Source organism: Mesorhizobium sp. B2-4-6 (genome assembly GCF_006442775.1).
Lineage (GTDB): Bacteria > Pseudomonadota > Alphaproteobacteria > Rhizobiales > Rhizobiaceae > Mesorhizobium.
On record NZ_VFVI01000026.1, the window covers coordinates 1 to 22,243 of the forward strand.

A 22,243-nucleotide genomic window follows, 5' to 3' on the forward strand; every position below is an offset into this window, starting at 1 on the left:
ATGCCGCCGATGATGGTGATCAGCAGGACCGCCACGACGATGGTCAGCGTGTTGAGAATGGCGGCGAAGAACGCCGGGTTGTCGTAGAACAGCCTGTAGTTGGAGAAACCGACAAAGCCGTCGCGGATCGGGTTCAGCGGATTGTATTGCAGGAACGAGAACCACAGCGTGAACGCGAGCGGCACGATCATCCATATGAACAGCAGGATCACCGATGGCGCCATCATGAAACGCGCAAGCGAACGGGTTTGCTGAGTAGCCATGACGGTCACCCTCCAAAGGTCAGCCGGATTTTCAAAGTTGTGCCAGAATTTTCCCGATTTTGAAGGGTGGCCGCCCGAACTGGGTTTCGGGCGGCCACCTGCCGGTCATGATGCGCGACCGGCATTCGGCACCGGGAGGAGCCTTACTTGATGTAGCCGCCTTCGGTCATCGCCGCGGTGGCTGCGTCCTGAGCCTGCTTGAGGGCATCGTCGACGCTCGACTGGCCGGCAAGGGCGGCCGAGAAGAGCTGGCCGACGGTGGTGCCTAGGCCCTGGAATTCAGGAATGGCGACGAACTGCACGCCGACATAAGGCACCGGCTTGACGGTCGGATGCGTCGGGTCGGCGGCGTTGATGGAGTCCAGCGTCATCTTCGCGAAGGGCGCCGCCTTCTGGTACTCCGCATTGGCGTAGAGCGAGGAGCGCGTGCCCGGAGGAACGTTGGCCCAGCCTTCCTTCGAGGCGACCAGCTCGGCATAGTGCTTGCTGGTTGCCCAAGAGACGAACTTCTCGGCGGCATCGGCCTTCTGGGTGCCGGCGGGGATCGCCAGCGACCATGCCCACAGCCAGTTGCCGCGCTTGCCGAGGCCGTTGTCGGGCGCCAGCGCGTAACCGACCTTGTCGGCGACCTGCGAGGCCTTCGGATCGGAGACGAAGGAGGCGGCGACGGTGGCGTCGATCCACATCCCGCACTTGCCCTGCTGGAACAACGCCAGGTTCTCGTTGAAGCCATTGGACGAAGCGCCTTCCGGACCGTCGGCCTTCATCAGGTCGACATAGAACTGCAGTGTCTTCTTCCACTCGGGCTGATCGAACTGCGGCTTCCAGTTCTCGTCGAACCAACGGGCGCCGAAGGAATTCGACATGGCGGTGAGGAAGGCCATGTTCTCGCCCCAGCCGGCCTTGCCGCGCAGGCACACGCCGTTCACGCCGTTGGCGCGGTCGGTCATCTTGTCGGCGGCCTGCTTGATGAAGTCCCAGGTCGGGGCATCGGGCATCTTCAAGCCCGCCTTCTCAATCAGGTCCTTGCGGTACATGACGAAGGAGCTTTCGCCGTAGAAGGGCGCGGCATAGAGCTTGCCGTCGACCGAAAGGCCGCCGGCAATGGCCGGGATGATGTCCTTGACGTCGTAGTCGTCGCCGAGCTTGTCGAGCGGCAGGAGCCAGCTCTGCTTGGCCCAGATCGGAACCTCATAGGTGCCGATGGTCATGACGTCGTACTGGCCGCCCTTGGTGGCGATATCCGTGGTGACGCGCTCGCGCAGCACGTTCTCTTCGAGCGTGACCCAGTTAAGCTGAATGTCGGGGTTGGCCTTGGTGAAGTCGTCCGTCAGCTTTTGCATACGGACCATGTCGCCATTGTTGACGGTGGCTATGGTGATGGATTCGGCTTGCGCGGCGAAAGCGAGAGCGCTGGCCGACAACAGGCCCAGGGTGAGCGTGCGAAGTTTCATCAAATTCCTCCCATAAACCAAGTTGAGCAATTGCCTTGGCTTTGGGCAATTACTCACTTGGCGTGAATTATGTCAACCCTGAATCTATGCTGCAACGCAGCAGAAATGACGTTACGTGACCCCGATCCAGCGATGCGACCGCCATGTTGGGAGAGGAAGCTAAGGGGCAGGCGGATTACGGGCGGGCGATCTCGGCCAGGATCCAGTCGCGGAAGGCGCGGATCTTCGGCACGTTGCGGCGCGCCGTCGGATAGACCAGCCAATAGGCATGGCCGTCGTCGCCGACCAGGTCGAAGGGCTGCACCAGGCGGCCGCTGGCGATCTCGTTCTTGAACAGGGCCCTGGTCAGGATCGCCACGCCATGGCCGGCCATGGCCGCGTTCGCCTCATAGGCTTGCGCGCCCATGCTGGAGCCGGGCCGTTTTGCGAGGTCGTGCCCGGTCACGCCGGCGGCCTCGAACCATTGCGCCCACCAGATGTCGCCGGGATCGAGGATCGGCAGGCGCAGCAGGTCCGCCGGCTCGTTGACGCCGCCGATGCTCGCCGCGAGCTTCGGGCTCAGCATCGGGGTGAAATCGGCATCGAGCAGCTTATGCGCCTCGAGGCCCGGCCACTTGCCGCCGCCCGAACGGATGGCGAGATCGACATCCTCGCGCGCGAAGTCGGTCAGGCGGCTCGACGTGTCGAGCCGCACGGCAAGTGCGGGATGGGCAAGCTGGAACGAGCCCAGATGCTGCGCCAGCCAGTTCGAGGCGAAGGTCAGCACGGTGGTGACGCACAGCAGGCCGTCGGCGCCGCCGCGCGCCGCGGCATAGGCCTGGCCCAGGATGGCGAAGGCCTCGCTGACGGCGGGCGCCAGGCGCTGGCCGGGCTCGGTCAACTCGATCTGCCGTGGACGGCGCAGAAACAGCGGCGCGCCGATGCGCTCCTCGAGCAGCTTGATCTGGTAGCTCGCAGCTGCCTGGGTCATGCCCAGCTCCTGCGCGGCCTTGGTGAAGGACAGGTGCCTGGCCACCGCCTCGAACACCCGGATCGCCTGCAGCGGCGGCAGCGGCGCAAGCTGCGGAGAGCTGAGATCGGGCATAAGGCCTCCTTATGGGTCATGATCGAGGTTTAATTGGAAGCACGAACCGGCCAGGCCGATATTTGGGGTCGACGACCAATCCAGTTCAAGCGCTAGAGCGCTTCGCCGTTTCACGGAAACGGCAAATCGCTCCAACTCTATGATTTTACGCAATTCCGGACGGAAAACCGCTCACAGTTTTCCTGGAATTGCTCAAGCGAAGGCTGACGATCATGACCACGGTACAGGCAAAACTCGTCTCCACCCCGGCACGCGGTTGGTTTCTCACGCTCGCGCGGGAATTTGCAAGGTTTTCGGGCCGCAGGCGCGGCTATATCGATGTCAGGGAACTATCCGAGCATCTGCAGCGCGATATGGGTTTTCTCGACGGCAACGATCCGCGCGGCCCCTCGCAATAGCCGGCTCTTTTTATGGGCAATCAGCCGGCAAGCAAGGCTTCGGCCGTCCGTTCGTCGGTGATGAGGCCGTTGACCAGCCGGCGGTTGACGGCGGCCAGGATGCCCGGCAGCTTGCGGCCGCCCATCGCCAGAGCAATGACCAGCGACCTTTCCCGCGACGGCAGCGCGGCGGAGGAGACCCGGTCGTTGGTGATGCCTTCGATCATGCGACCCTCCCGGTCGTACACCCAGCCAACGATTTCGGCGATGCCACCGGCCTTCTGCAGCGCCTTCAACTCGCTTTCCGAAATGAAGCCGTCCTCGTAGAGGGGTGCCTTAGGCCCGAGGTCGCCGATGCCGACGAAGGTGACATCGGCCTCGGCCGCCAGCGCCAATGTAGGCTGGATCATCGGCTGGTTGAGCAGCATCTCACGCTCTTCCGGCGAGGACGCAATGACCGGCAGCGGCATCGGGAAGGACCGCGCCTTGACGCGGTCGGCCATGGTGAAGATGACGTTGTAGAAGGCAGCCGAGCCGTCGGGCGAGATGTTGCCGGTCAATGACACGACCTTGTGCTGCGGGCATTCCATCGGCGGCAGTTGCTCGATCGCCGCCTTCAGCGTTCGCCCAGTGCCGATCGCCATGACGATGGGGGCCTCCGAGCGCAGCCGGCGTTCGATCTCGGCCGCCGCCGCCTCGGCGATGCCGATCGTCGTCGAATTCGAAGCCGGGTCGCTCGGCACCACTTCGACAAGATCGAGCGCGAAGCGCGACTTCAGCCGCGCGGCAAGGTCGAGGCAGTTGGCGATCGGGTGATCGACCCGCACCTTGATCAGGCCTTCCGACATGGCGAGCGATACCAGCCGCTGCGCCGTCTGCCTGGAAATGCCCAATTTGGCGGCGATCTGGTCCTGTGTGTTGCCAGCAACATAATAGAGCCAGCCGGCGCGCGCGGCGTCGTCCAACCTTGTGCTGCCGGTGTCCTGTCGCGAATTCACGTCCTGCCTCCAGCCCGCGCATGCCGAGACGGGCGCTATAGCTTACAGCGAATATGCCGGCGCGCAATTGTCTATCGAAAGGGCAATTGCTTAGACCAATGTCGAGTTACCGAAGATCAATTCGACGCGCTTCTGCCCATTTGCCCCGCGGGAACGGTTTATCTCCGCCGGGAAACCGATTAAGGGGATCGGCGAAAGGAGCCGCGCATGACGCCGAAAGCCGTTTTCTGGGATATGGACGGAACGCTGGTCGACAGCGAGCCGCTGCACGAGGCGGCACTCGCGGCGGCCCTGCGCAGCGTCGGCATCGCCCCGCCGCACGACCTGCACCAGCGCGTGCTCGGCATCGCCGCATGGCCGGTCTACGAGATGCTGCGCGACGAGTTCGGCCTCGACCTGCCCTTCGACGACTGGATCGTGCGCAAATACGATCACTATCTGCCGCTGGCCGAAACGCTGAAGCCACGCCCCGGCGCGATCGAAGTGTTCAACGAATTGCGCGCGCTCGGCGTCGAGCAGGCGGTGGTGTCCAATTCCGACCGGCTGATCGTCGACGCCAACCTTACCGCCGTCGGCCTCGTCTATCCTGGTATGCTGACGGTCAGCCGCAACGACGTGATCGACGGCAAGCCGCTGCCCGAGCCCTTCCTGCGCGCCGCCTATCTGGCCGGGATCGAGCCGGCAGACGCATTCGCCGTCGACGACAGCCTCACGGGCGCCATGGCCGGACTGGCGGCCGGCATGAAGACGATCTTCTGGCCGGAAGCGCCGATGGAAGGTCCGGCCGGCGCCATCGTCATCAACAGCGCCGAGGAATTGCGCCGAGAACTCGGACTCTGAACGACCGCCAAGGTGGGCGCCGCCCCTCATCCGGTCCTTCGGACCACCTTCTCCCCGCGAACGGGGAGAAGGAAAAAAGCTTCAATTCCGGTAGACCGGCTCTTCCTCGTCGAGGATCGCCTTCAGCTCAGCCAGATGGCGCTCGGCCTGGCCCGGGTAATCGTCCATCTCGCGCGCGGTCTTCTCGGCGATCTCGTCCGACAGCGTGCGCAGCGGCCGGCCGGTCCACAGCGCCTTGATGTAGGTCTCGGCGGCGCGCTCGAAATAGAACATGCGGTTGAAGGCGTCGGCGACGGTGTCGCCGATGACCATGACGCCGTGATTGCCCATGACCATCACCTTGACCTTGGGGTCGGTGAGAAGCTGCGAGCAGCGCTCGCCCTCCTCCTCGAAGGCCAGCCCGCCATAATTGGCGTCGACGACATGGCGGTTGAAGAACATGGCGGAGTTCTGATCGACCGGCGGCAGCGTCGAATCGGCAAGCGAGGCAAGCACCGTGGCATGGATCGAATGGACATGCATGGCGCAGCGAGCATGCGGGACGTTGCGATGGATGGCGCCGTGCAGGCCCCAGGCGGTCGGGTCCGGCGCGTTGGGACCGGACAGCGTTTCGGGATCGTTGGCATCGATCAGCAGCAGGTCGCTCGCCTTGATGCGCGAGAAATGCACCTGGTTCGGGTTCATCAGGAACTTGGTGCCGTCGTCGTTGACGGACAGCGAGAAGTGGTTGGCCACCGCCTCATGCATGTTGAGCCGGGCGGTCCAGCGAAAGGCGGCGGCGAGATCGACCCGCTCCTCGTAATAGGGCAGGTTGCTCAGCGGTTCCTTGTGCAGACGGGCAAGGCTCATCGAAAATCCTCCTGTTTGGGTGAGAATGCCGTGCGAAGCCGCTGCCAGCAACCGCAAACTGGTAGGTCAGTGGCTTACGCGGCTGACCGCTCCGACTGCAGCCCGCCCTGCGCGATGATGAAATCGACCACTTCTTGCAAGCCCTTGCCGCGCGACAGATCGGTGAAGCCGAAAGGCCGCTTGCCGCGCATGCGGGCGGCGTCGGACTCCATGATTTCGAGGTTGACGCTCACATAGGGCGCCAGGTCGCTCTTGTTGATGATCAGGAAATCCGAGCGGGTGATGGCCGGGCCACCCTTGCGCGGGATCTCCTCGCCCTGGCAGACCGAGATGACATAAAGCGTCAGATCGGCAAGGTCGGGCGAGAAGGTGGCTGCGAGGTTGTCGCCGCCGGATTCGATGAAGATGATGTCGAGGTCCGGGAATTTCTTGTTCAACTCGGCAATGGCGCGCAAGTTGATCGAGGCGTCCTCGCGGATGGCGGTGTGCGGGCAGCCGCCGGTCTCGACGCCGACGATGCGCTCTTCCGGCAGCGCCTGCAGGCGCGCCAGCATCATGGCATCCTCCTTGGTGTAGATGTCGTTGGTGACGACGGCGATGGAGAAGTCGTCGCGCAGCGCCTTGCAGAGCTTTTCGGTCAGCGTGGTCTTGCCGGAACCGACAGGGCCGCCGATGCCGATGCGAAGGGGACCGTTTTTCGACGTCATGCCGGAAACTCCGTGATGGCAAGGACTGCGAAGCCCAGCCCGATCAACAGGCAGAGCGGCGAATAGAGACGCTGGTCGAGCCGCGCGAAAGGCTGTTCGGGCGCGAGCCTGCGCCACCAGGGCGTGAAGCCCGCGGTGCCGCGTCCGAGGAAGACGAGGCCGATCATCAATGCCGTGGTGGCCAGCCCTTCCCTTGGAAAAGGCGTGGCAAAGACGCCGGCCAGCGCCAGCGGCCAGAGCGTCGCGAGCGCCAGGCAAGCGGCGACCGCGAGGCTCGCGAAGGTCGAGGGCATCTCGTCGACGCCACGGAAGCCGACGACGGCGCGCGCGCAGGAGGCCTGGTCCGTGCCCGGCCAGATGCCGCCTATGCCCCAATAGACATGCAGCGTGGTGATCAGGAGCAGGACGAAGGAGAGGATGACGGCGAGCACGATCATGAGCGGAACAGCCTGGAGTATTGCGTCTCATGCTGCATCGCCATGATGTCGGACATGAAGGCCGCGCCGCCCAGATCGTCAAGCGTCGAGGCAGCCGCGTGGGTGGCCGTGTCTATGGCCGATGTTTCAAAGCCGGCTAACAACGTGACGGCATCGACCTGACCGACAACACCCAGCCTGATTGCAGCCTGCACGAGATTGGAGAAAAAAGCCTGCAGGAAGGCAGACAGCGCCTGCGCAAGGTCGACGCCGCCGCTGCCGGCAACAGCGCCGACCGCAACGCAATAGGGGCAGTCGGCCGGCAGACGTCCCAACACCGGAGGCGACCAGGCGGCCGCCGCCTGGAGAAAGGCGGCGCCCTGCAGCATGGTTTCCATGTGCCGTTCCTGCGACCCGGCAAGCGCTTCGGCCAGCGCGGCAACCTCACTCAGATCGCCACCGTCGCGCGCACGGCGCCAGCTTTCGGCAAACAGCACGGCGTCGTTCCAGCCGGAGCCCATCTCGACCAGCGTCTCCAGCCAGCCGGCGAGATCTTTCCGATCGGCGATCAGCCCATCATGCACGGCGCGTTCAAGGCCGTGGCTGTAAGAGAAGCCGCCGACCGGAAAGGACGGCGACAGCCAGGCCATCAGCCGCAGCAGTGCGACGCTGAAAAGCCGCTCAGTCATGATGATGATGGTGGCCGTGGTGTTCGTGATCGTGATGATCATGGTCATGGTCATGATCGTGATCATGCGAATGGCCGTGGTCGTGCCCGTGTCCGGAATAAGCGCCGCGCACGGGGCTGAACGGCTGCAGAACCTCATTCACCGTGGCGCCGAGGCCTTCGAGCATCGCCTTGATGACATGGTCGCGCAGGATGAGGATGCGGTCCGCCTCGATCGCCGCCGCGAGGTGACGGTTGCCGATGTGCCAGGCAAGCTCGGTGAGATGAACCGTGTCGCGGGCGCGGATGTCGTAGACCTCCTCGGGTGCTGCGATGATCTCGAGCTGGCGGCCGTCCTCCAGCACCAGCCGGTCGCCATTGTTCAGCGCCACCGGCTCCGGCAGGTCGACCAGCACCTTGTCGCCGGTCGCGGTCTCGATGGCGCGGCGGCGCAGATGCCGCTCGTCATGCGGCAGCACGGCCTTGTCATAGGGCGGCGCCGAGCCAGCCTCGCCGGCTGGCAACACCGAGACGGCGCGCGGGAATTTGGTGAAATCGGTGGTGATGTTGAGCTTCATTTCATGGCTCCGCCATTAGAGCGCCGCGCGTCCTCTTGGACGCGCAAAGGACGCTCTAACACTTTTTAATCGACGCATCGTGCTTTCCGAAAATCGGTTCCGATTTTCGGCCCGATGCGGTGGCTTGGGCACGGGCACGAGCGGGTCGCGACAGCACACGGTCGAAATAGGCATTCACCCGTTCGGAGTCGATCGAAAAACGGCCGGCACGAGCCCAGCCGCCAATATCGCCGAGCAGGACATCGACAGCGGAGAACCGGTCGCCCAGCGCAAAGGGCTTGTCGCCAAGCCGCTGGTCCAGCGCCTTTATTTCGGATGCGAAATCATAGGCCGCGGCCGGGCCGACATCGACGCGCACGTCCTTGGGCAAAAGGAAGCGGTGGCGCAGCTTGTTCCACAGCGGCGCTTCCAATTCGCTCTGGGCGAAATGCATCCAGGAATCCATCTCGGCACGGCCGGCGAGGCCCGGATTGGCGCCCATGTCCTTATCGGCATGCTTGTCCGCCAGATAGACGCAGATGGCCGCTGAATCCGTGACCCTGAGGTCGCCGTCGATCAGGATCGGCACCTTGCCGGAAGGGTTGAGCGCATAGGCCTCCGGCGAGCGCAGTTTCACCTCGACGAACTCATAGGGCTGGCCGAGTTCCTCGAGCATCCAGAGCACCCGGCTGACCCGGGATCCGCGCGATCCGACGGCCTTGTACATGGTTGGATCCTGCATTTTCTGAAATCTAGACCATAGCGTTCGCTCAGACGATGGTGTCGAAGAGCCGCAGGATGAACGAGACCTGATAGATAAGCGCGGCGGCGACGAAGGCGATGTGAAAGCGGCGGTCGCGCACCAGGATCGCCGCCAGGCAGAGCGCGACGAAGACCGGCGTCCGGAACAGGTATTCGTTGCCGAAGCGGGCAAAATGCTCCGGCCCTTTCAGCAGCGTGTCGATGACGTCGAGCAGATAGGTCGCCGCCAGCAGGCCGAAGAACCAGGCGCGGCGCGAGTAGAAATAATCCTCATAGGAGGTGTAATCGAGCATCGAATCCGGAAACAGCAACGCGCAAAGCAGGAACAGCGTGATGGCGTAGAAGATGATGAAAAGGTATTTGCCGAAGGTCCAGGATTGGATGGCGTAGAGCCCGAACTCCCACCACCAGAAATGCACCAGCATCAAAAGCACCGAGCCGACCCAGGCGAGATGCACCGCATAGAGCCGGTATTGGCCGGGATGCTGGACGATGCGGGCGACACCCGAGAGCAGCCGGGTGACGCCGAGGCCGATCACCATGCCCATGACGATGCGGATATGCGGGAAGATATCGTGCGGAGAGGCGATTTCGGTGGCCATGGCCTACTGACAGCGCTCTCGATGTTGGGAGGCCAGCCAACAGGCCAATGCAAAGTGATGTTTCATTCGCGAATAAGTTTGTCCGCTGACCAGGGAACGCCGGGGAAAAAATCATGATCGAGAATTTGGCTGATCGTGTACGGGCAATCGACGGGAAAATCCCGCTCCCTCAGACCGGTCTCGTCGGCCGCTTTCAACTTCGCTATTTTGAATTCCTGACCAAGCTGTTTTCCCGGATAGGTTTTCAGGCTAGGACTCTCGTCGAGTAGATTTTCGATCCGAAATCGCTGTTCGTGGATCGTCGCCAACCAACCTGTTTTGCGTTTTTCAGGCTGAAATTCCCATTTGAGCAAATGCTGGAGCAAGGTGCCCAATCTGCTCGCAATTTCCCTCTTGTCGCTCCGCCCCAAGCTCTCGATCTCCTCGGCAAGATTCTCGCGATCGAGGTCGGAGAGACGACCTTCTCGCAATAGTGCGCCCTGCTCGGCGCACCACTGAGCATAGTCGGTCTCGTAGGATGCAGACTTATGCCGGCGCTGTATCTGGATCTTGTTCATGACCACATAATGCGCTGTTTTCCATCTCAAGCCAATCGCGGGTATGCCAACCCCGCGATTTGGCATCAGAACAGGAAATATCTCTGAGCCATCGGCAGCACGGTCGCGGGCTCGCAGGTCAACAGCTCGCCGTCGGCCCGCACTTCGTAGGTTTCGGGGTCGACCTCGACATGCGGCGTGGCGTCGTTGAGCACCATGGAATGCTTGCCGATGCCGCCGCGCGTGTTCTCGACCGCGACCATCGCCTTGTCGACGCCCAGCTTGCCCTGCAGGCCGGCATCGAGTGCAGCCCTGGAAACGAACGTCACTGAGGAGTTGGTGAGCGCCTTGCCATAGGCGCCGAACATCGGTCGGTAATGCATCGGCTGCGGCGTCGGGATCGAGGCGTTCGGGTCGCCCATCGGGGCGGCCGCGATCGAGCCGCCGACCAGCACCATCTCCGGCTTGACGCCGAAGAAGGCCGGATTCCACAGCACCAGATCGGCCCGCTTGCCCACCGTGACCGAGCCGATCTCCTTCGACAGGCCGTGCGCGATGGCCGGGTTGATGGTGTATTTGGCGATGTAGCGGCGGACGCGGAAATTGTCATTGTCGCCGCTCTCCTGCGCCAGCGCGCCGCGCTGCCGTTTCATCTTGTCGGCGGTCTGCCAGCAGCGGATCGCCACCTCGCCGACGCGGCCCATGGCCTGGCTGTCGGAGGAGATGATCGAGAAGGCGCCGATGTCGTGCAGTATGTCTTCCGCCGCGATCGTCTCCTTGCGGATGCGGCTTTCGGCAAAGGCGATGTCCTCAGGGATCGACGGCGACAAATGATGGCAGACCATCAGCATGTCGAGATGCTCGGCCAGCGTGTTGACCGTGTAGGGCCTGGTCGGATTGGTCGAGGACGGGATGACGTTGGGCAGGCCGCAGACCTTGATGATGTCGGGCGCATGGCCGCCGCCGGCGCCCTCGGTGTGGAAGGCGTGGATGGTGCGGCCCTTGATGGCCGCCACCGTGTTCTCGACGAAGCCCGATTCGTTCAGCGTGTCGGTATGGATCATCACCTGCACATCATAGTCGTCGGCGACCGACAGGCAGCAGTCGATGGCGGCGGGGGTCGTGCCCCAGTCCTCGTGCAGCTTCAGCGAGCAGGCGCCGGCCAGCACCATCTCCTCAAGCGCCGCCGGCTTTGACGCATTGCCCTTGCCGGACAGGCCGATATTCATCGGGAAGGCGTCGAAGGACTGGATCATGCGCGCCATGTGCCATGGCCCCGGCGTGCAGGTGGTAGCCAGGGTGCCGTGCGCGGGACCGGTGCCGCCGCCGAGCATGGTGGTGATGCCCGACATCAGCGCTTCCTCTATCTGCTGCGGGCAGATGAAATGAATATGGGCGTCGAAGCCGCCGGCGGTGAGGATCTTGCCCTCGCCGGCGATGATTTCGGTGCCGGGCCCGATGATGATGGTGACGCCAGCCTGCGTGTCCGGATTGCCGGCCTTGCCGATGCCAGCGATGCGGCCGTCCTTGAGGCCGATATCGGCCTTGACGATGCCGGTAAGCGCGTCGACGACGAGCGCGTTGGTGATGACGGTATCAACCGCGCCGCCGGCCCGTGTCACCTGGCTCTGACCCATGCCGTCGCGGATGACCTTGCCGCCGCCGAATTTCACTTCCTCGCCGTGGACGGTGAAGTCCTTCTCGACCTCGATGAAGAGCTCTGTGTCGGCAAGCCGCACCTTGTCGCCGACGGTCGGCCCATACATCTGCGCATAGGCGGCGCGGGTTATCCTGGCCATCAGCGATTGCTCCCGAAATTCCAATTGGTTGCGCGCGGGGCACACATTGTCGCCATCCAATGGTCATGCAATGACCCGTCCAGCGACACTTTGAGCGCCCATTTGGGCGTTCCCATCGGGCCGGTGAGGCGGGCGGCACCATTCCCAAGCCAATGGAAGGAATATCCATGCGCAAAGCGATCATTCTCGCCGCGACCGCCACCCTGATGATGGCAGGGGCCGCGAGCGCCCAGCAGCAGCCGACGCCACAGCCCAGCCCAGCGCCGACCGCGCCCGCCGCGCCGAAGGCTCAGCCCGCGGCGCCATCGATCCAGAGCGTCAACGTGATCGACATCACCGAACTGCCCAAGGACACGCAGACGCAGGTCAATCAGATCGTGGCGCAGCGCGGCGATGCCGGCCTGCAGACGCTGCGCAAGTCGATCGACGCGACGCCCAAGGTGAAATCCGCCCTCGAAGCCAAGGGCGTGAGCTCGGCGCAGGTGATCGCCGCCAGCCTGCAGCCCAATGGCGCGCTGACGCTGATCACCAAGAAGGCAAGTTGATTGCACGCCCAGGCGGGCCGCTTCGCGGTCCGCCGGCCAGCTTTCGAAGGGAACCTGCGGCCAGGCAGCACCGTTTCGCTTTTTTCGCCCCGCCATGAGTTCAGTCAGGAGCGAGCGATGGCGAACGCCCCGCGCCTTGCAAAATGGAGTTCCGTGGTTGCCGCCACGCTTTTCGTGGCCGCGCCCCATGTTGCACTCGCGGCGCAGCCGCTGGACAGCGACAGGCCTGCCGCGGCAATCGTCGATTCCGACATCCGCCAGGAGGAGGCGCTCTCCAGGACGGAAGCTGGAAAGGTCATCACGGCCATCGATCGCACCCGCGACAACATCGGCGCGGTGCGCAAGACCACCAAGCTCGACAGGGTCGACATCGTCTTCCTGACCGACGCGGCGCGCAGCGAAGGCGGGCCGCCGCCCGTTATCGAGAACAAGGTGAAGCAGCATAAGGACGATGTCGCCGAACTTCGCCAGGAGATCGAGGCGAACGCCCTGCTCTTCAACGCGATCGATTCGCGCCGCGTTCTGGCCGAGGACGTGCTTGCGGTGGAGTTCGACAATCCCGGCAGGATTGTCATCTACGCCGCAGCCAAGCCTCCGAAATAATATCAGCGCGGCGGCGGACCTCACAACTTGCCCATCACCTTCTGTTGGAAGCCATAGACCTCGCGCTTGCCGCCCAGCGGCACCAGCGTGACATCGCGTTCCTGTCCCGGCTCGAAGCGCATGGCGGTGCCGGCGGCGATATCGAGCCGCATGCCCTGCGCGCGTTCGCGGTCGAATTTCAGGCCCTCATTGGTCTCGAAGAAATGATAGTGGCTGCCGACCTGGATCGGCCGGTCGCCGCTGTTGGCGACCTTGAGCGTCACCGTGGGCAAGCCCTTGTTCAGATCGATGTCGCCTTTGGCCGTGATGACTTCGCCGGGGATCATCGCGCCCTCACAACACGCCGAAGACAAGACCGAGGCCAATCGCCGCGCAGGCGGCGCCGGCGGCGCGCGCCAGGCCGCGGAAACGCGAGCCTAGCCCGAGACCGGCCACGATGCCGACGCCGTGGAGCAGCGCCGTGGCGGTGGCAAAGCCCGCCATATAGTCGAGGCCACCGGCGTTTTCCGGCACTTCGGTGCCATGCGCGTGCCCGTGGAACAGCGCGAACAAGCCGATGATGGCGACCCCGGCTGAGACCGGCAGGTCAACCGCCAGCGCCACCAGCAGACCGAGCGCCACGACGGAAGCGAGGATGCCCGGCTCGACGAAAGGCACCGGCACATGCAGCATGCCGAGCGCGCCGCCGACCAGCATCACGCCGACAAAGGCGAGCGGCCAGGCCCAGATAGCCTTGCCGCCCTTCAGCGCCGCCCACAGGCCGACTGCGATCATCACGGTCATATGGTCGAGGCCGGACAGAGGGTGTGCGACGCCGGCGGTAAAGGACGAGGTCGCGCCGACGCCGACATGGGCGTAGGCCGGCATGGCGGCTGCCAGGAAAAGGATCGCGGCAAGCGTGGTACGTTTCGTCGAAGCGGGGATCATTTTTCTGCCTTTCCAATTGACCTGGTCAAGCGGCCTTGCGCGGACCGCAGCCTTCGGCCTTGAGCACGCGTTTGGTCGATGGCGGATATTTCGTCAGCTTGGCCGCCGGCCGGATCGGCCGCGGCGAGAAATTGCCGCCGCAATTGGGGCAGACGCCACCCAGCACATTATCCACGCAGTCGGCGCAGAAGGTGCATTCGAAGGTGCAGATCAGCGCATCGGCCGCGTCCGGCGGCAGATCCTTGTCGCAGCATTCGCAATTCGGCCTGAGCTCCAGCATCGGTCTCACCTTATGGGTTCGTGTACGGTCACCAGCTTGGTGCCGTCGGGAAACGTCGCCTCGACCTGGACGTCGTGGATCATCTCGGCGATGCCGTCCATGACCTGGGCGCGGGTGACGACGTGGGCGCCCGCCTCCATCAGTTCCGCGACCGGGCGGCCGTCGCGCGCGCCTTCGACGACGAAGTCGGTGATCAGGGCGATGGCTTCGGGATGGTTCAGCTTGACGCCTCGCTCCAGCCGCTTGCGCGCCACCATCGCCGCCATGGCGATGAGCAGCTTGTCTTTTTCACGCGGCATCAGGTTCATGCAATGTCCCGGCAATCGAAATCAGAGTGACCACAATTTAGGCAGGCCCGCCCGCCCATTGAGCAGTTCGACCAGCGGAACCAGCCGCTTGCGGAGCTGGTAGCCGTCGCCGGCACAGAGCCTCGCAAGAAGCTTGCCAGATCGGCCGACGCGCCAGAAACTGGCGCCGCCCCACTCGCTGTTGACGGGATCGCCGATGATGGCGCGGGCCGGTTCCAGCAGGCTTTCGGCCTGCGGCGAAACGAGCAGCAATGTGGCGATGGCAAGCGCGCCGCCGGTCGCCGCCGGCCGCCGCAACGTTGCCGCGATATCCGGCCCAACGCGAAAATCCTCCGCATGGATCAGCGCGCCGCCCTGGCGGACCCGCCAGCGGTCATGGAAACTGCCGGCGGTCGTGCGCTCGCCCATCGCCAGCCGGCCGAACAGCGTGGCTTCGAGCACCAATGCCTCGGCACCGTCGCCAAGCTCGACATCCAGCGTGCGAGCGAAGGCGGCGCGGTCGAAAACGATGGTTTCCTGCGGCAGCCAGGCCACGCGGCCACCCGGATCGACCCGCAGGCGGACGCTTGTCTCGGCCCTGTCGGCGGCGGCGCGATAGACCTTCTCGCAGGCCTGGGTGGTGATGGCGGCGGAGGCGTCGGCGCCGACCTCGATCGTCCAGCCGAGGCGGTCGCCGCCGGTCAGCCCGCCGGCGGTGTTGATCAGCACCGCCTCGAGCGGATCGCCTTGCACCGCCGGCAGGCGGATCTTGGCCGATCCGTCCTGGTAAAGCCGCTGTAGGCGCGTCCGGCCGCCGCTTTTGCCGCAGAAAAGCCTGCCTAGGCCGGCGACACGTTGCGCGGCAGGCAAGGAAGGAGCCGCCAGGGGCGAGGCAGGTTGGGATGTCAAGGTGTCGTCGATCATGTCCACGATCCCAGGTTAAGCACTCCGGCGGCTTTGTCGATATCGCTTGTTGCTTGACATCGTTTCGGTTTCTATAGAGGGAAGCCACCTTGGAGCGGTCGCGCGGTGCCTGGCGAGGCAAGGGCGACGGCGTTTGTTGGGTCCGGGGATCAAAAAGGGGCGCTGATCAGTTGGCGTCGGGCAACGACAGGGAAGGAACCGAATGGCTGACCAACTGACGACCGAGATCATCGAAAAGATCAAGGCGCATGCCGATACCGGCGGCGAGGAAATCACCGCCAGCACCGATCTCGGCACGCTCGGCATCCATTCGCTGGAGCTGACCGAGATCATCTTCGATCTCGAGGAAAAATATGGCATCGAGATCGAGATGAACACGGTCGACGCCTGGAGCAATCTCAAGAACGTCGGCGACATGGTCGAGGCGGTTCGCGAACTGATCGCGAAAAAAGCCTGACTTCATGCAAAAACGCGTCGTCATCACCGGCATTGGCGGGATTTGCGGGCTTGGCAACGATGTGCCGGCGATGTGGGAGGCCATGCGCGCCGGCCGCTCGGCCATCGGCCCTATCGACAACCCGTCGCTGCATGATCTCAAGGTCAAGACCGGCTGCGAGATCAAGGAATTGCCGGACCACGGCGTCGACCGCAAGCAGGTCGTGTCGATGGACCGCTTCAGCCTGCTGGCGGTGATCGCCGCGCGCGAGGCCATGAGGCAGTCCGGATTGACGGCCCATGCCGACAACACCTACCGGATGGGTGCAATCGTCGGCATCGGCGTCGCGGGCTTCGAGACCATCGAAGAGAATTACCGCGCCATTCTGCTCGAGGGGCGCAACCGCGCCGCGATCTTCACCGTGCCGAAAGTGATGCCGGGCGCGGCCGCCGGCCAGGTCAGCATGAATCTCGGGCTGCGCGGCCCTGTCTTCGGCGCCACTTCGGCCTGCTCGTCCGCCAACCACGCGATTTCCTCGGCCGTCGACCAGATCAGGCTCGGCCGCGCCGACGTGATGGTCGCCGGCGGCACCGAAGCGCCGCTGGTGTGGGGCGTGCTGAAGGGTTGGGAGGCGCTCAGGGTGCTTTCGCCCGACACATGCCGGCCGTTCTCGGCCGACCGTGCCGGCCTTGTGCTCGGCGAAGGCGCCGGCATGGCGGTGCTGGAAAGCTACGATCACGCGATGGCGCGCGGCGCCACCATTTTGGCCGAGATCGCCGGCGTCGGGCTTTCGGCCGATGCCTCCGACATCGTCGCGCCGACCGTGGAAGGGCCGGAAGCGGCCATGCGTTTCTGCCTGGCGGATGCCGGGCTCAATCCCGAAGATGTCGACTATCTCAACGCGCACGGCACCGGCACCAAGGCCAACGACCAGATCGAAACCGCGGCGATCAAGCGTGTCTTCGGCGAGCATGCGCGTTCGCTTTCGGTATCGTCGACCAAGTCGATGCATGCGCATTGCCTCGGCGCTTCCGGCGGGCTGGAGATGATCGCCTGTGTGATGGCTATCCGCGACGGCATCGTGCCGCCGACCGCCAATTACCGCGAGCCGGACCCGGAATGCGACCTCGACGTGACGCCGAACACGGCGCGCGAGCGCAAGGTGCGCGCCGCGCTCAGCAACAGTTTCGCCTTCGGCGGGACCAATGCGGTGCTGGCCTTCAAGGCGGTCTGATCGAGCGATTCCGTTGACTGTGCGTGCACGGCAAGCCGATTGCCGGTGTATTGATCCCGGCCGGCCAGGGTCCTAATTCTTTCTTCACCCGCCATGAGCGCCGCCCCGACGCCAATCCGCATCCGGAGTTCCCGATGACCGACCTGTCCGCCTTTCCGATCGCCAAGCGCTGGCCGGCCGAGCACCCCGATCGCCTGCAGCTTTATTCCGCTACGACGCCCAATGGCGTGAAGGCGTCGATCGCGCTGGAGGAGATCGGGCTGCCCTACGAGCCGCATTACGTCGACATCGGCAAGAACGAGAGCTGGACGCCGGAATTCCTGTCGCTCAACCCGAACGGCAAGATACCGGCGATCATCGATCCGGACGGTCCGGGCGGCAAGCCGATCGGCTTGTTCGAGTCCGGCGCCATCCTGCTCTATCTGGCCGACAAGACCGGCAAGCTCATTCCCGCCGATCCGGCGCGGCGCTACGAAACGATCCAATGGGTGTTCTTCCAGATGGCGGCAATCGGCCCGATCTTCGGGCAGGTCGGCTTCTTCCACAAATTCGCCGGACGCGAGATCGCCGACAAGCGGCCGCTGGAGCGTTACCGCGACGAGTCGCGGCGCCTGATCGGCGTGCTCGAAACGCGCCTGAAGGGCCGCAAGTGGATCATGGACGACGATTACACCATTGCGGACGTGTCGATGTTGGGCTGGGTGCGTAACCTGATCGGATTCTACGAGGCGCGGGACTTGGTCGGCTTCGATGATTTCCCGACCGTTGCCGAATGGCTGGAGCGCGGCCTGGCACGGCCGGCGGTGAAGCGGGGCCTCACCATCCCGGCGAAAGGCTAGGAGCTATTTCGCCTTGGCCTTGGCGCCGCCGCGGCTGAACACGGAGGCAGCGAGCCTCGCAGTGGCGACGACCGCTCCTGTCGCGACGCTGGCCACGGTGCGGATCGGCCCCGATTTGCCAGCCGGCGACTTGGCATGTTTCGCACTCTTGGCCGCGACCTTATGGGCCGCGCCAGGCGTCACTTTCTTTGGCGCCGCCTTGCCGAAAGCCGGCTTGGCGTCTTTCGACCGCTCAGCGATTGAGGGGCCGGCGCCAGCCTTCGCCTGCGTCGCCCTGGATTGGCTGGCCCTGCTTTTCTTGGGCGCGGGTTTTCTGCTGTTGGTTGCCATTTGACGGCTCCTGTCATTTTCTTTTTTGCAATTCCGGAGGCAAAGCGGTGCGCGCCTTCCTGGAATTGCTCCGGCGCCGGACAATTCGGGACAGGGTCATAACGGCGTGAAAACCTTAAAGTTCCCGCCGGAAAGTATTGAAAATTGAGCAGGTTAACCAATGACCATGTCCGCCGGCCGGCGCCGCGCCAGCACCCGCTCGATGTTGGGCATGTCGTTGGAGGCGATCCAGGCGCGGGCGTCCTCGTCGGACTTGCCATGCTCCCGCCAGCGCTCCATCAGGCGGCGCTCGAGCTCGTTGCGCGGCACGTCGACGAAGATGGTGAAGTCGAACAAAGGCGCCAGACGCGACCACGGCTCCTCGTCGAGCAGCAGGTAATTGCCCTCGACCAGGATGAACTTGGTGTCGGCGCCGACGATTTCGGCCGCCGCGCGCGACAGTTCGATGCTGCGGTCGAACACCGGGATGGCGATGTCGGGTTCGCCGGAGCGGATGCGCTTCAGCAGCGTCTCGAAGCCAGCGAAATCGAAGGTCTCCGGCGCGCCCTTGCGGGGGCGCAGGCCGCGACGGTTGAGAATGATGTCGTCATAATGGAAGCCGTCCATCGGCACGACTTCCGAACTGTCTTCCGGCAGCAGCTCATGCAGCGAAGCGGACAATGTCGACTTGCCGGAGCCGGGCGGACCAGCGATGGCGACGACGAAGCGCCTGGCCTTGCCGGCGCGCTTGAAGATGGCGGCTGTGATATGGGCGATCTCGGACATCGGCGGCTTTCCGGCTGCTGTTCGGCCGGCATCTTGGCGGGTGCGGATGGAAATTTCAAACCTCGTTCCGAAGTTTCGGCGGCCAGCACGCCTTCGAGATCAGCCGAGGCGTCCATCCGATCGTCATCCACGGGCGGAGCAAGGAGCGTAGCGACGCGGTGCAGACCCGGGGATCATGCCGTGCCCTGAGGCGTTGCAACGGCGCAGAATTCTGCTCGGCTCGCGCCTTTCGATCGAGATAACGGCATGGATTCCAGAGTCTGCGCGACGGAGCTTCGCTCCTTGCTCCGCCCTGGAATGACGAATTTCCAGACGCGCTGCCCCCGGACCTCTCAGGTAGGAACCGAGCGGCCGATGCGCAGGAACCCTCCGTCGAACGGCGGCTCGCGCGCCGCGCCGCCGGCGGTCACGACGCGCAACCGGTCAGGCGCCGATTCCAGGCCGCCCGGCGGCTCCACACCCGCGAACGGAACCGCGCCGATGACATGGCGGAAGGAGACCGACCGTCCCTCGGCGAGCGCGAAGGCCGTTGCCACGCCTTCATGCTTCAACCAGTTATCGCCGAGCGAGGCGGCGTGCCCGACGGCCGTGCGGCCGTCCTCGACGCCGAGCACGCCGATGTGGCGGCCGCTCCAGGGCGCATAGTCGCGGCCGCCATTGCTGAACCACAGCATGGTCACCGGCAGTTCGGCCGGGTTCTTCAGCACCAGCACCAGGTCTTGCTCGGCGTGGCGCGCTATCGCCGTCCAGCCCGGGCCGCCATGATCCGCCTCGACAAGGGTTATGAAATCCTCGCGCCTGTCTTCCATGCGGTAGCCGGTGAGGTCGGTTGTGCCGCCGGCGGCAAGCGGGAACTGCGTAAGGTCCGTGGCGCGGGCCGGATAGCCCAGCCGAAAACGGCCCCGCGCCGGATCGGGCTCCGGCGGCGTCGGGGGCGTGACGGCCATGCGCTTCGGCGAGAAGGCCAACCGGCCGCCGCCCTTCATCACCGTCATCGGATGGTGGGCGACGGAGATCGCGCCGGAGCCGCCGGAAAAGATGTGCTCCTGGTAGAGGAAGGGATGGCCGTCGCGCAGCGTGAAGACCTTGTCGATGGTGGCGCCCATCACCTTGCGGCGCAGCCGGAAGACGGCGCGCCAGCCGCCGGCGATGGCGCCGTTCTCGACGACGTCCCACTGACTGTTGGCCGGCCAGCCATGCAGGGGTGCCACCTCGACATCGCTGGTGGAGAATGGCGCGCAAAGGAAATCGCCGGACAGGCGGACCGTGCCTTCGGGCAGGGTTTCCGGCAGACTCTCGCGCGGCGAGCCGACCCAGGGCGCGCGATGCAGGGGTTTCAGAACGCGGCCGTCGGCTTCGATGTCCATGGCGGCGATATGGCCGACCGCGAGATCGAGCGAGACCGAGATGCCTTTTGCGCCGATCGTGACGGTGTCCATGAATTCCTCCCGCGAATCTTTGCGTAAGAAAAGCCTGTTCGATGGCGCGCGCGCAAGCGGAGCAACCAGCATTTTGCATCACTGCGTTTGCGCCCTATGAAATCCCTCTCTTGGATTTTTTACGACTTAGCTCGCTAAGATCGTGAAAATCCTTTCTTCCCCACAAGCGGAAGATGGCGCAACACCGTGGCGATGGCGATGATCGAAGCCGCGACCGCGGCGCCGAGCGCGATATGGGCGGCAAAGGGGGTGGGGATGGCAAGTGGGGACGGGCGGTGTATCTGAACAGCTGCAAAACCTGGGCAAATGCTTTGCTGTGCGCGTTAACCAGTTGGACGCGGCGGATGGGTTACGCTAGCTTCGCCGCGTCTCAGCAACAGCTTTAGAACAAGTCTTGCCCCGTCCCTTCCCTTTCCTTCAGAGACCCATCGCCATATTGGCATTGCTCGCCCTGGTTGCCGGCTGCACCACGACACCGCCGGAAAGCGTGCTGGCCGTGCCGGCGCAACCGCAGAAATATGCGGCGATCGTGGTCGACGCTTCGTCGGGCAAGACCCTGTTCGAGGTCAATTCGAGGTCGCAGCGCTATCCCGCGTCGCTGACCAAGATGATGACGCTCTACATGCTGTTCGAGGCGTTGGAGTCCGGCCGCGTCACCAAGGAAACGCGGATCCCGGTTTCCGACCACGCCGCTTCGCAGCCGCCGACGAAACTGCGTTTCCGGCGCGGCGAGACGATCGACGTCGATTCCGCCATCCGCGCCATGGTGGTGAAGTCTGCCAACGACGTGGCGGTGGCCGTGGGCGAATATCTGGGCGGCGGCTCGGAGGACCAGTTCGCCGCCATGATGACGGCCAAGGCGCGCTCGCTCGGCATGACCGGCACCAGTTTCCACAATGCCTGCGGCCTGCCCGACGACGGCCAGGTGACCACGGCGCGCGACATGGCGGTGCTGGGCATGGCGCTGGAGCACCGCTTCCCGCAGCATTTCCACTATTTCTCCGAAAGCGACTTCATGTTCCGCGGCCGGCTGGTGCGCGGCCATAACGACATGCTGGGACGCGTGCGCGGCGTCGACGGCATCAAGACCGGTTACATAAGAGCTTCCGGCTACAACATCGTCACCTCCTACAATGCCGACGGGCGGCATCTGATCGTGGTGGTGATGGGCGCCGATACCGCGCGCCAGCGCAACGACCATGTCGAGGCGCTGATCCAGCGCAGCCTGGCGCCCACGACCGCCGATGCTACCCAGCCCCGGCTGATGTATTCCGGGCAGCAGCTGGCCTCGCCACTTCCCCAATTGCCGCCGCCGGACTCGGTTTTGCCAGGGCTGCCGCCGCCGGGTTCGGCGACGCCTGCCTCAACGCCGGATTCGCTTGCATCCGATCTGCCGTCGGCGGATCTGGCCTCGCCCGGTGCGCCGCTGCTGCCGACGCAGTAGACAAGGCCAACAGGCGCGCCTCCTTGAACGACGGCGAAGCCGTTCCTTCGTCATTCCAGGGCGGAGCAAGGAGCGAAGCGACGCAGCGCAGACCCTGGAATCCATGCCGTGACCTGTGAACGTCACGGCGGCGCAGACAATGGCACCGGAGCGCCAGCCTAGGCAGCCTCTTTCCGCACCGCTGCATTCCTCGGCAGGCGTAACGGCATGGCAACTGTGTTCACGCGAATGCGGTTTTATCGCGCATGATGGCGTTGAGGACGACCAGGAGCTTCCTTG

At 64.4% G+C, this 22,243-nt stretch carries 27 protein-coding genes and 2 pseudogenes; 8 read left to right on the top strand and 21 right to left on the bottom strand.

Features of this window, described 5'->3' with window-relative positions:
- The 3 genes and pseudogenes from FJ957_RS31145 to gcvA all read right to left on the bottom strand — a co-directional run.
- A pseudogene (locus tag FJ957_RS31145) lies at nt 1-263 on the bottom strand (sugar ABC transporter permease); the annotation flags it as partial.
- A 143-nt stretch (nt 264-406) separates the two neighbouring features.
- On the bottom strand, nt 407-1,717 hold the full coding sequence (locus tag FJ957_RS31150) for a sugar ABC transporter substrate-binding protein (protein WP_140837334.1): 1,311 nt from the start codon (nt 1,715-1,717) through the stop codon (nt 407-409).
- A gap of 175 nt (nt 1,718-1,892) precedes the next feature.
- Nucleotides 1,893-2,801: a transcriptional regulator GcvA gene (gene gcvA, locus FJ957_RS31155; RefSeq protein WP_140837339.1), complete on the bottom strand. Its 909-nt coding sequence runs from the start codon at nt 2,799-2,801 to the stop codon at nt 1,893-1,895.
- A 212-nt stretch (nt 2,802-3,013) separates the two neighbouring features.
- On the opposite strand from gcvA, the gene FJ957_RS31160 reads away from it, so the two are divergent.
- Nucleotides 3,014-3,199, top strand: a complete 186-nt coding sequence (locus tag FJ957_RS31160; RefSeq protein ID WP_140837341.1) for a hypothetical protein — start codon at nt 3,014-3,016, stop codon at nt 3,197-3,199.
- 20 nt (nt 3,200-3,219) lie between these two features.
- Here the strand turns inward: FJ957_RS31160 and FJ957_RS31165 are convergent, their stop codons facing one another.
- A complete protein-coding gene (locus tag FJ957_RS31165; RefSeq protein ID WP_140837343.1) occupies nt 3,220-4,176 on the bottom strand; it encodes a sugar-binding transcriptional regulator in 957 nt (318 codons plus the stop codon).
- A gap of 207 nt (nt 4,177-4,383) precedes the next feature.
- Between FJ957_RS31165 and FJ957_RS31170 the strand changes: the two genes are divergently transcribed.
- Nucleotides 4,384-5,016, top strand: a complete 633-nt coding sequence (locus FJ957_RS31170; RefSeq protein ID WP_140837345.1) for an HAD family phosphatase — start codon at nt 4,384-4,386, stop codon at nt 5,014-5,016.
- 81 nt (nt 5,017-5,097) lie between these two features.
- Here the strand turns inward: FJ957_RS31170 and FJ957_RS31175 are convergent, their stop codons facing one another.
- The 9 genes from FJ957_RS31175 to ureC form a co-directional block, all read right to left on the bottom strand.
- The gene (locus tag FJ957_RS31175; RefSeq protein ID WP_140837347.1) at nt 5,098-5,865 is read right to left on the bottom strand and encodes a class II aldolase and adducin N-terminal domain-containing protein; all 768 of its coding nucleotides are present in this window, start codon (nt 5,863-5,865) and stop codon (nt 5,098-5,100) included.
- Between the two features lie 74 nt (nt 5,866-5,939).
- Entirely contained in the window at nt 5,940-6,572 is a 633-nt protein-coding gene (gene ureG / locus FJ957_RS31180; protein ID WP_140837349.1) for an urease accessory protein UreG, read from the bottom strand.
- Nucleotides 6,569-7,009, bottom strand: coding sequence for a DUF3995 domain-containing protein (locus FJ957_RS31185; protein WP_140837354.1), 441 nt, complete (start codon nt 7,007-7,009; stop codon nt 6,569-6,571). The genes ureG and FJ957_RS31185 overlap by 4 nt, the downstream gene beginning before the upstream one ends.
- Nucleotides 7,006-7,719: an urease accessory protein UreF gene (locus FJ957_RS31190; protein ID WP_246686019.1), complete on the bottom strand. Its 714-nt coding sequence runs from the start codon at nt 7,717-7,719 to the stop codon at nt 7,006-7,008. The genes FJ957_RS31185 and FJ957_RS31190 overlap by 4 nt, the downstream gene beginning before the upstream one ends.
- Nucleotides 7,670-8,233: an urease accessory protein UreE gene (locus FJ957_RS31195; RefSeq protein ID WP_140837361.1), complete on the bottom strand. Its 564-nt coding sequence runs from the start codon at nt 8,231-8,233 to the stop codon at nt 7,670-7,672. Before FJ957_RS31195 ends, FJ957_RS31190 begins: the two co-directional genes overlap by 50 nt.
- Nucleotides 8,234-8,288: 55 nt before the next feature.
- A complete protein-coding gene (locus FJ957_RS31200) occupies nt 8,289-8,939 on the bottom strand; it encodes a glutathione S-transferase family protein (RefSeq protein WP_140837363.1) in 651 nt (216 codons plus the stop codon).
- Between the two features lie 43 nt (nt 8,940-8,982).
- Nucleotides 8,983-9,576, bottom strand: coding sequence for a hypothetical protein (locus tag FJ957_RS31205; protein WP_140837365.1), 594 nt, complete (start codon nt 9,574-9,576; stop codon nt 8,983-8,985).
- Nucleotides 9,577-9,638: 62 nt separating this feature from the next.
- The gene (locus tag FJ957_RS31210) at nt 9,639-10,133 is read right to left on the bottom strand and encodes a DUF29 domain-containing protein (protein WP_140837367.1); all 495 of its coding nucleotides are present in this window, start codon (nt 10,131-10,133) and stop codon (nt 9,639-9,641) included.
- Nucleotides 10,134-10,198: 65 nt separating this feature from the next.
- Complete coding sequence (gene ureC / locus FJ957_RS31215) at nt 10,199-11,914, bottom strand: urease subunit alpha (protein WP_181180782.1); 1,716 nt, start codon at nt 11,912-11,914, stop codon at nt 10,199-10,201.
- A 164-nt stretch (nt 11,915-12,078) separates the two neighbouring features.
- Between ureC and FJ957_RS31220 the strand changes: the two genes are divergently transcribed.
- Together FJ957_RS31220 and FJ957_RS31225 are read left to right on the top strand one after the other, a co-directional pair.
- Entirely contained in the window at nt 12,079-12,456 is a 378-nt protein-coding gene (locus tag FJ957_RS31220; RefSeq protein ID WP_140837371.1) for a hypothetical protein, read from the top strand.
- A 117-nt stretch (nt 12,457-12,573) separates the two neighbouring features.
- Entirely contained in the window at nt 12,574-13,059 is a 486-nt protein-coding gene (locus FJ957_RS31225; protein WP_140837373.1) for a hypothetical protein, read from the top strand.
- A 20-nt stretch (nt 13,060-13,079) separates the two neighbouring features.
- On the opposite strand, the gene FJ957_RS31230 is transcribed toward FJ957_RS31225, so the two are convergent.
- From FJ957_RS31230 to FJ957_RS31250, 5 genes are read right to left on the bottom strand one after another with little or no spacing between them, the layout of a single operon-like run.
- Nucleotides 13,080-13,385 (bottom strand): urease subunit beta, encoded by a 306-nt coding sequence (locus FJ957_RS31230; RefSeq protein WP_140837375.1) that lies wholly within the window; start codon nt 13,383-13,385, stop codon nt 13,080-13,082.
- Between the two features lie 7 nt (nt 13,386-13,392).
- Nucleotides 13,393-13,986 (bottom strand): HupE/UreJ family protein, encoded by a 594-nt coding sequence (locus tag FJ957_RS31235; protein WP_140837378.1) that lies wholly within the window; start codon nt 13,984-13,986, stop codon nt 13,393-13,395.
- Nucleotides 13,987-14,011: 25 nt separating this feature from the next.
- The gene (locus tag FJ957_RS31240) at nt 14,012-14,266 is read right to left on the bottom strand and encodes a DUF1272 domain-containing protein (protein ID WP_140837380.1); all 255 of its coding nucleotides are present in this window, start codon (nt 14,264-14,266) and stop codon (nt 14,012-14,014) included.
- Nucleotides 14,267-14,271: 5 nt separating this feature from the next.
- Nucleotides 14,272-14,574, bottom strand: a complete 303-nt coding sequence (locus FJ957_RS31245; protein WP_140655988.1) for an urease subunit gamma — start codon at nt 14,572-14,574, stop codon at nt 14,272-14,274.
- A gap of 21 nt (nt 14,575-14,595) precedes the next feature.
- Nucleotides 14,596-15,477, bottom strand: coding sequence for an urease accessory protein UreD (locus tag FJ957_RS31250; protein ID WP_140837382.1), 882 nt, complete (start codon nt 15,475-15,477; stop codon nt 14,596-14,598).
- Between the two features lie 202 nt (nt 15,478-15,679).
- Between FJ957_RS31250 and FJ957_RS31255 the strand changes: the two genes are divergently transcribed.
- From FJ957_RS31255 to FJ957_RS31265, 3 genes are all read left to right on the top strand, one after another.
- Entirely contained in the window at nt 15,680-15,934 is a 255-nt protein-coding gene (locus FJ957_RS31255) for an acyl carrier protein (protein WP_041003067.1), read from the top strand.
- Nucleotides 15,935-15,938: 4 nt separating this feature from the next.
- Nucleotides 15,939-17,147 carry a beta-ketoacyl-[acyl-carrier-protein] synthase family protein gene (locus FJ957_RS31260; RefSeq protein ID WP_140837384.1) on the top strand — a complete coding sequence of 403 codons (1,209 nt, stop codon included), beginning with the start codon at nt 15,939-15,941 and terminating at the stop codon, nt 17,145-17,147.
- A 134-nt stretch (nt 17,148-17,281) separates the two neighbouring features.
- Entirely contained in the window at nt 17,282-17,986 is a 705-nt protein-coding gene (locus tag FJ957_RS31265; RefSeq protein ID WP_140646825.1) for a glutathione S-transferase N-terminal domain-containing protein, read from the top strand.
- 3 nt (nt 17,987-17,989) lie between these two features.
- Here FJ957_RS31265 and FJ957_RS31270 read toward each other — a convergent pair whose 3' ends face one another.
- The 3 genes from FJ957_RS31270 to FJ957_RS31280 form a co-directional block, all read right to left on the bottom strand.
- The gene (locus FJ957_RS31270) at nt 17,990-18,316 is read right to left on the bottom strand and encodes a hypothetical protein (RefSeq protein WP_140837386.1); all 327 of its coding nucleotides are present in this window, start codon (nt 18,314-18,316) and stop codon (nt 17,990-17,992) included.
- A gap of 153 nt (nt 18,317-18,469) precedes the next feature.
- On the bottom strand, nt 18,470-19,081 hold the full coding sequence (locus FJ957_RS31275; protein ID WP_140837388.1) for a nucleoside triphosphate hydrolase: 612 nt from the start codon (nt 19,079-19,081) through the stop codon (nt 18,470-18,472).
- A 332-nt stretch (nt 19,082-19,413) separates the two neighbouring features.
- Nucleotides 19,414-20,520, bottom strand: coding sequence for a hypothetical protein (locus FJ957_RS31280; RefSeq protein ID WP_140837390.1), 1,107 nt, complete (start codon nt 20,518-20,520; stop codon nt 19,414-19,416).
- A gap of 394 nt (nt 20,521-20,914) precedes the next feature.
- Here FJ957_RS31280 and FJ957_RS31285 point away from each other — a divergent pair.
- Nucleotides 20,915-21,802, top strand: a pseudogene (locus FJ957_RS31285) (D-alanyl-D-alanine carboxypeptidase family protein); the annotation flags it as partial.
- Nucleotides 21,803-22,243: the final 441 nt, after the last annotated feature.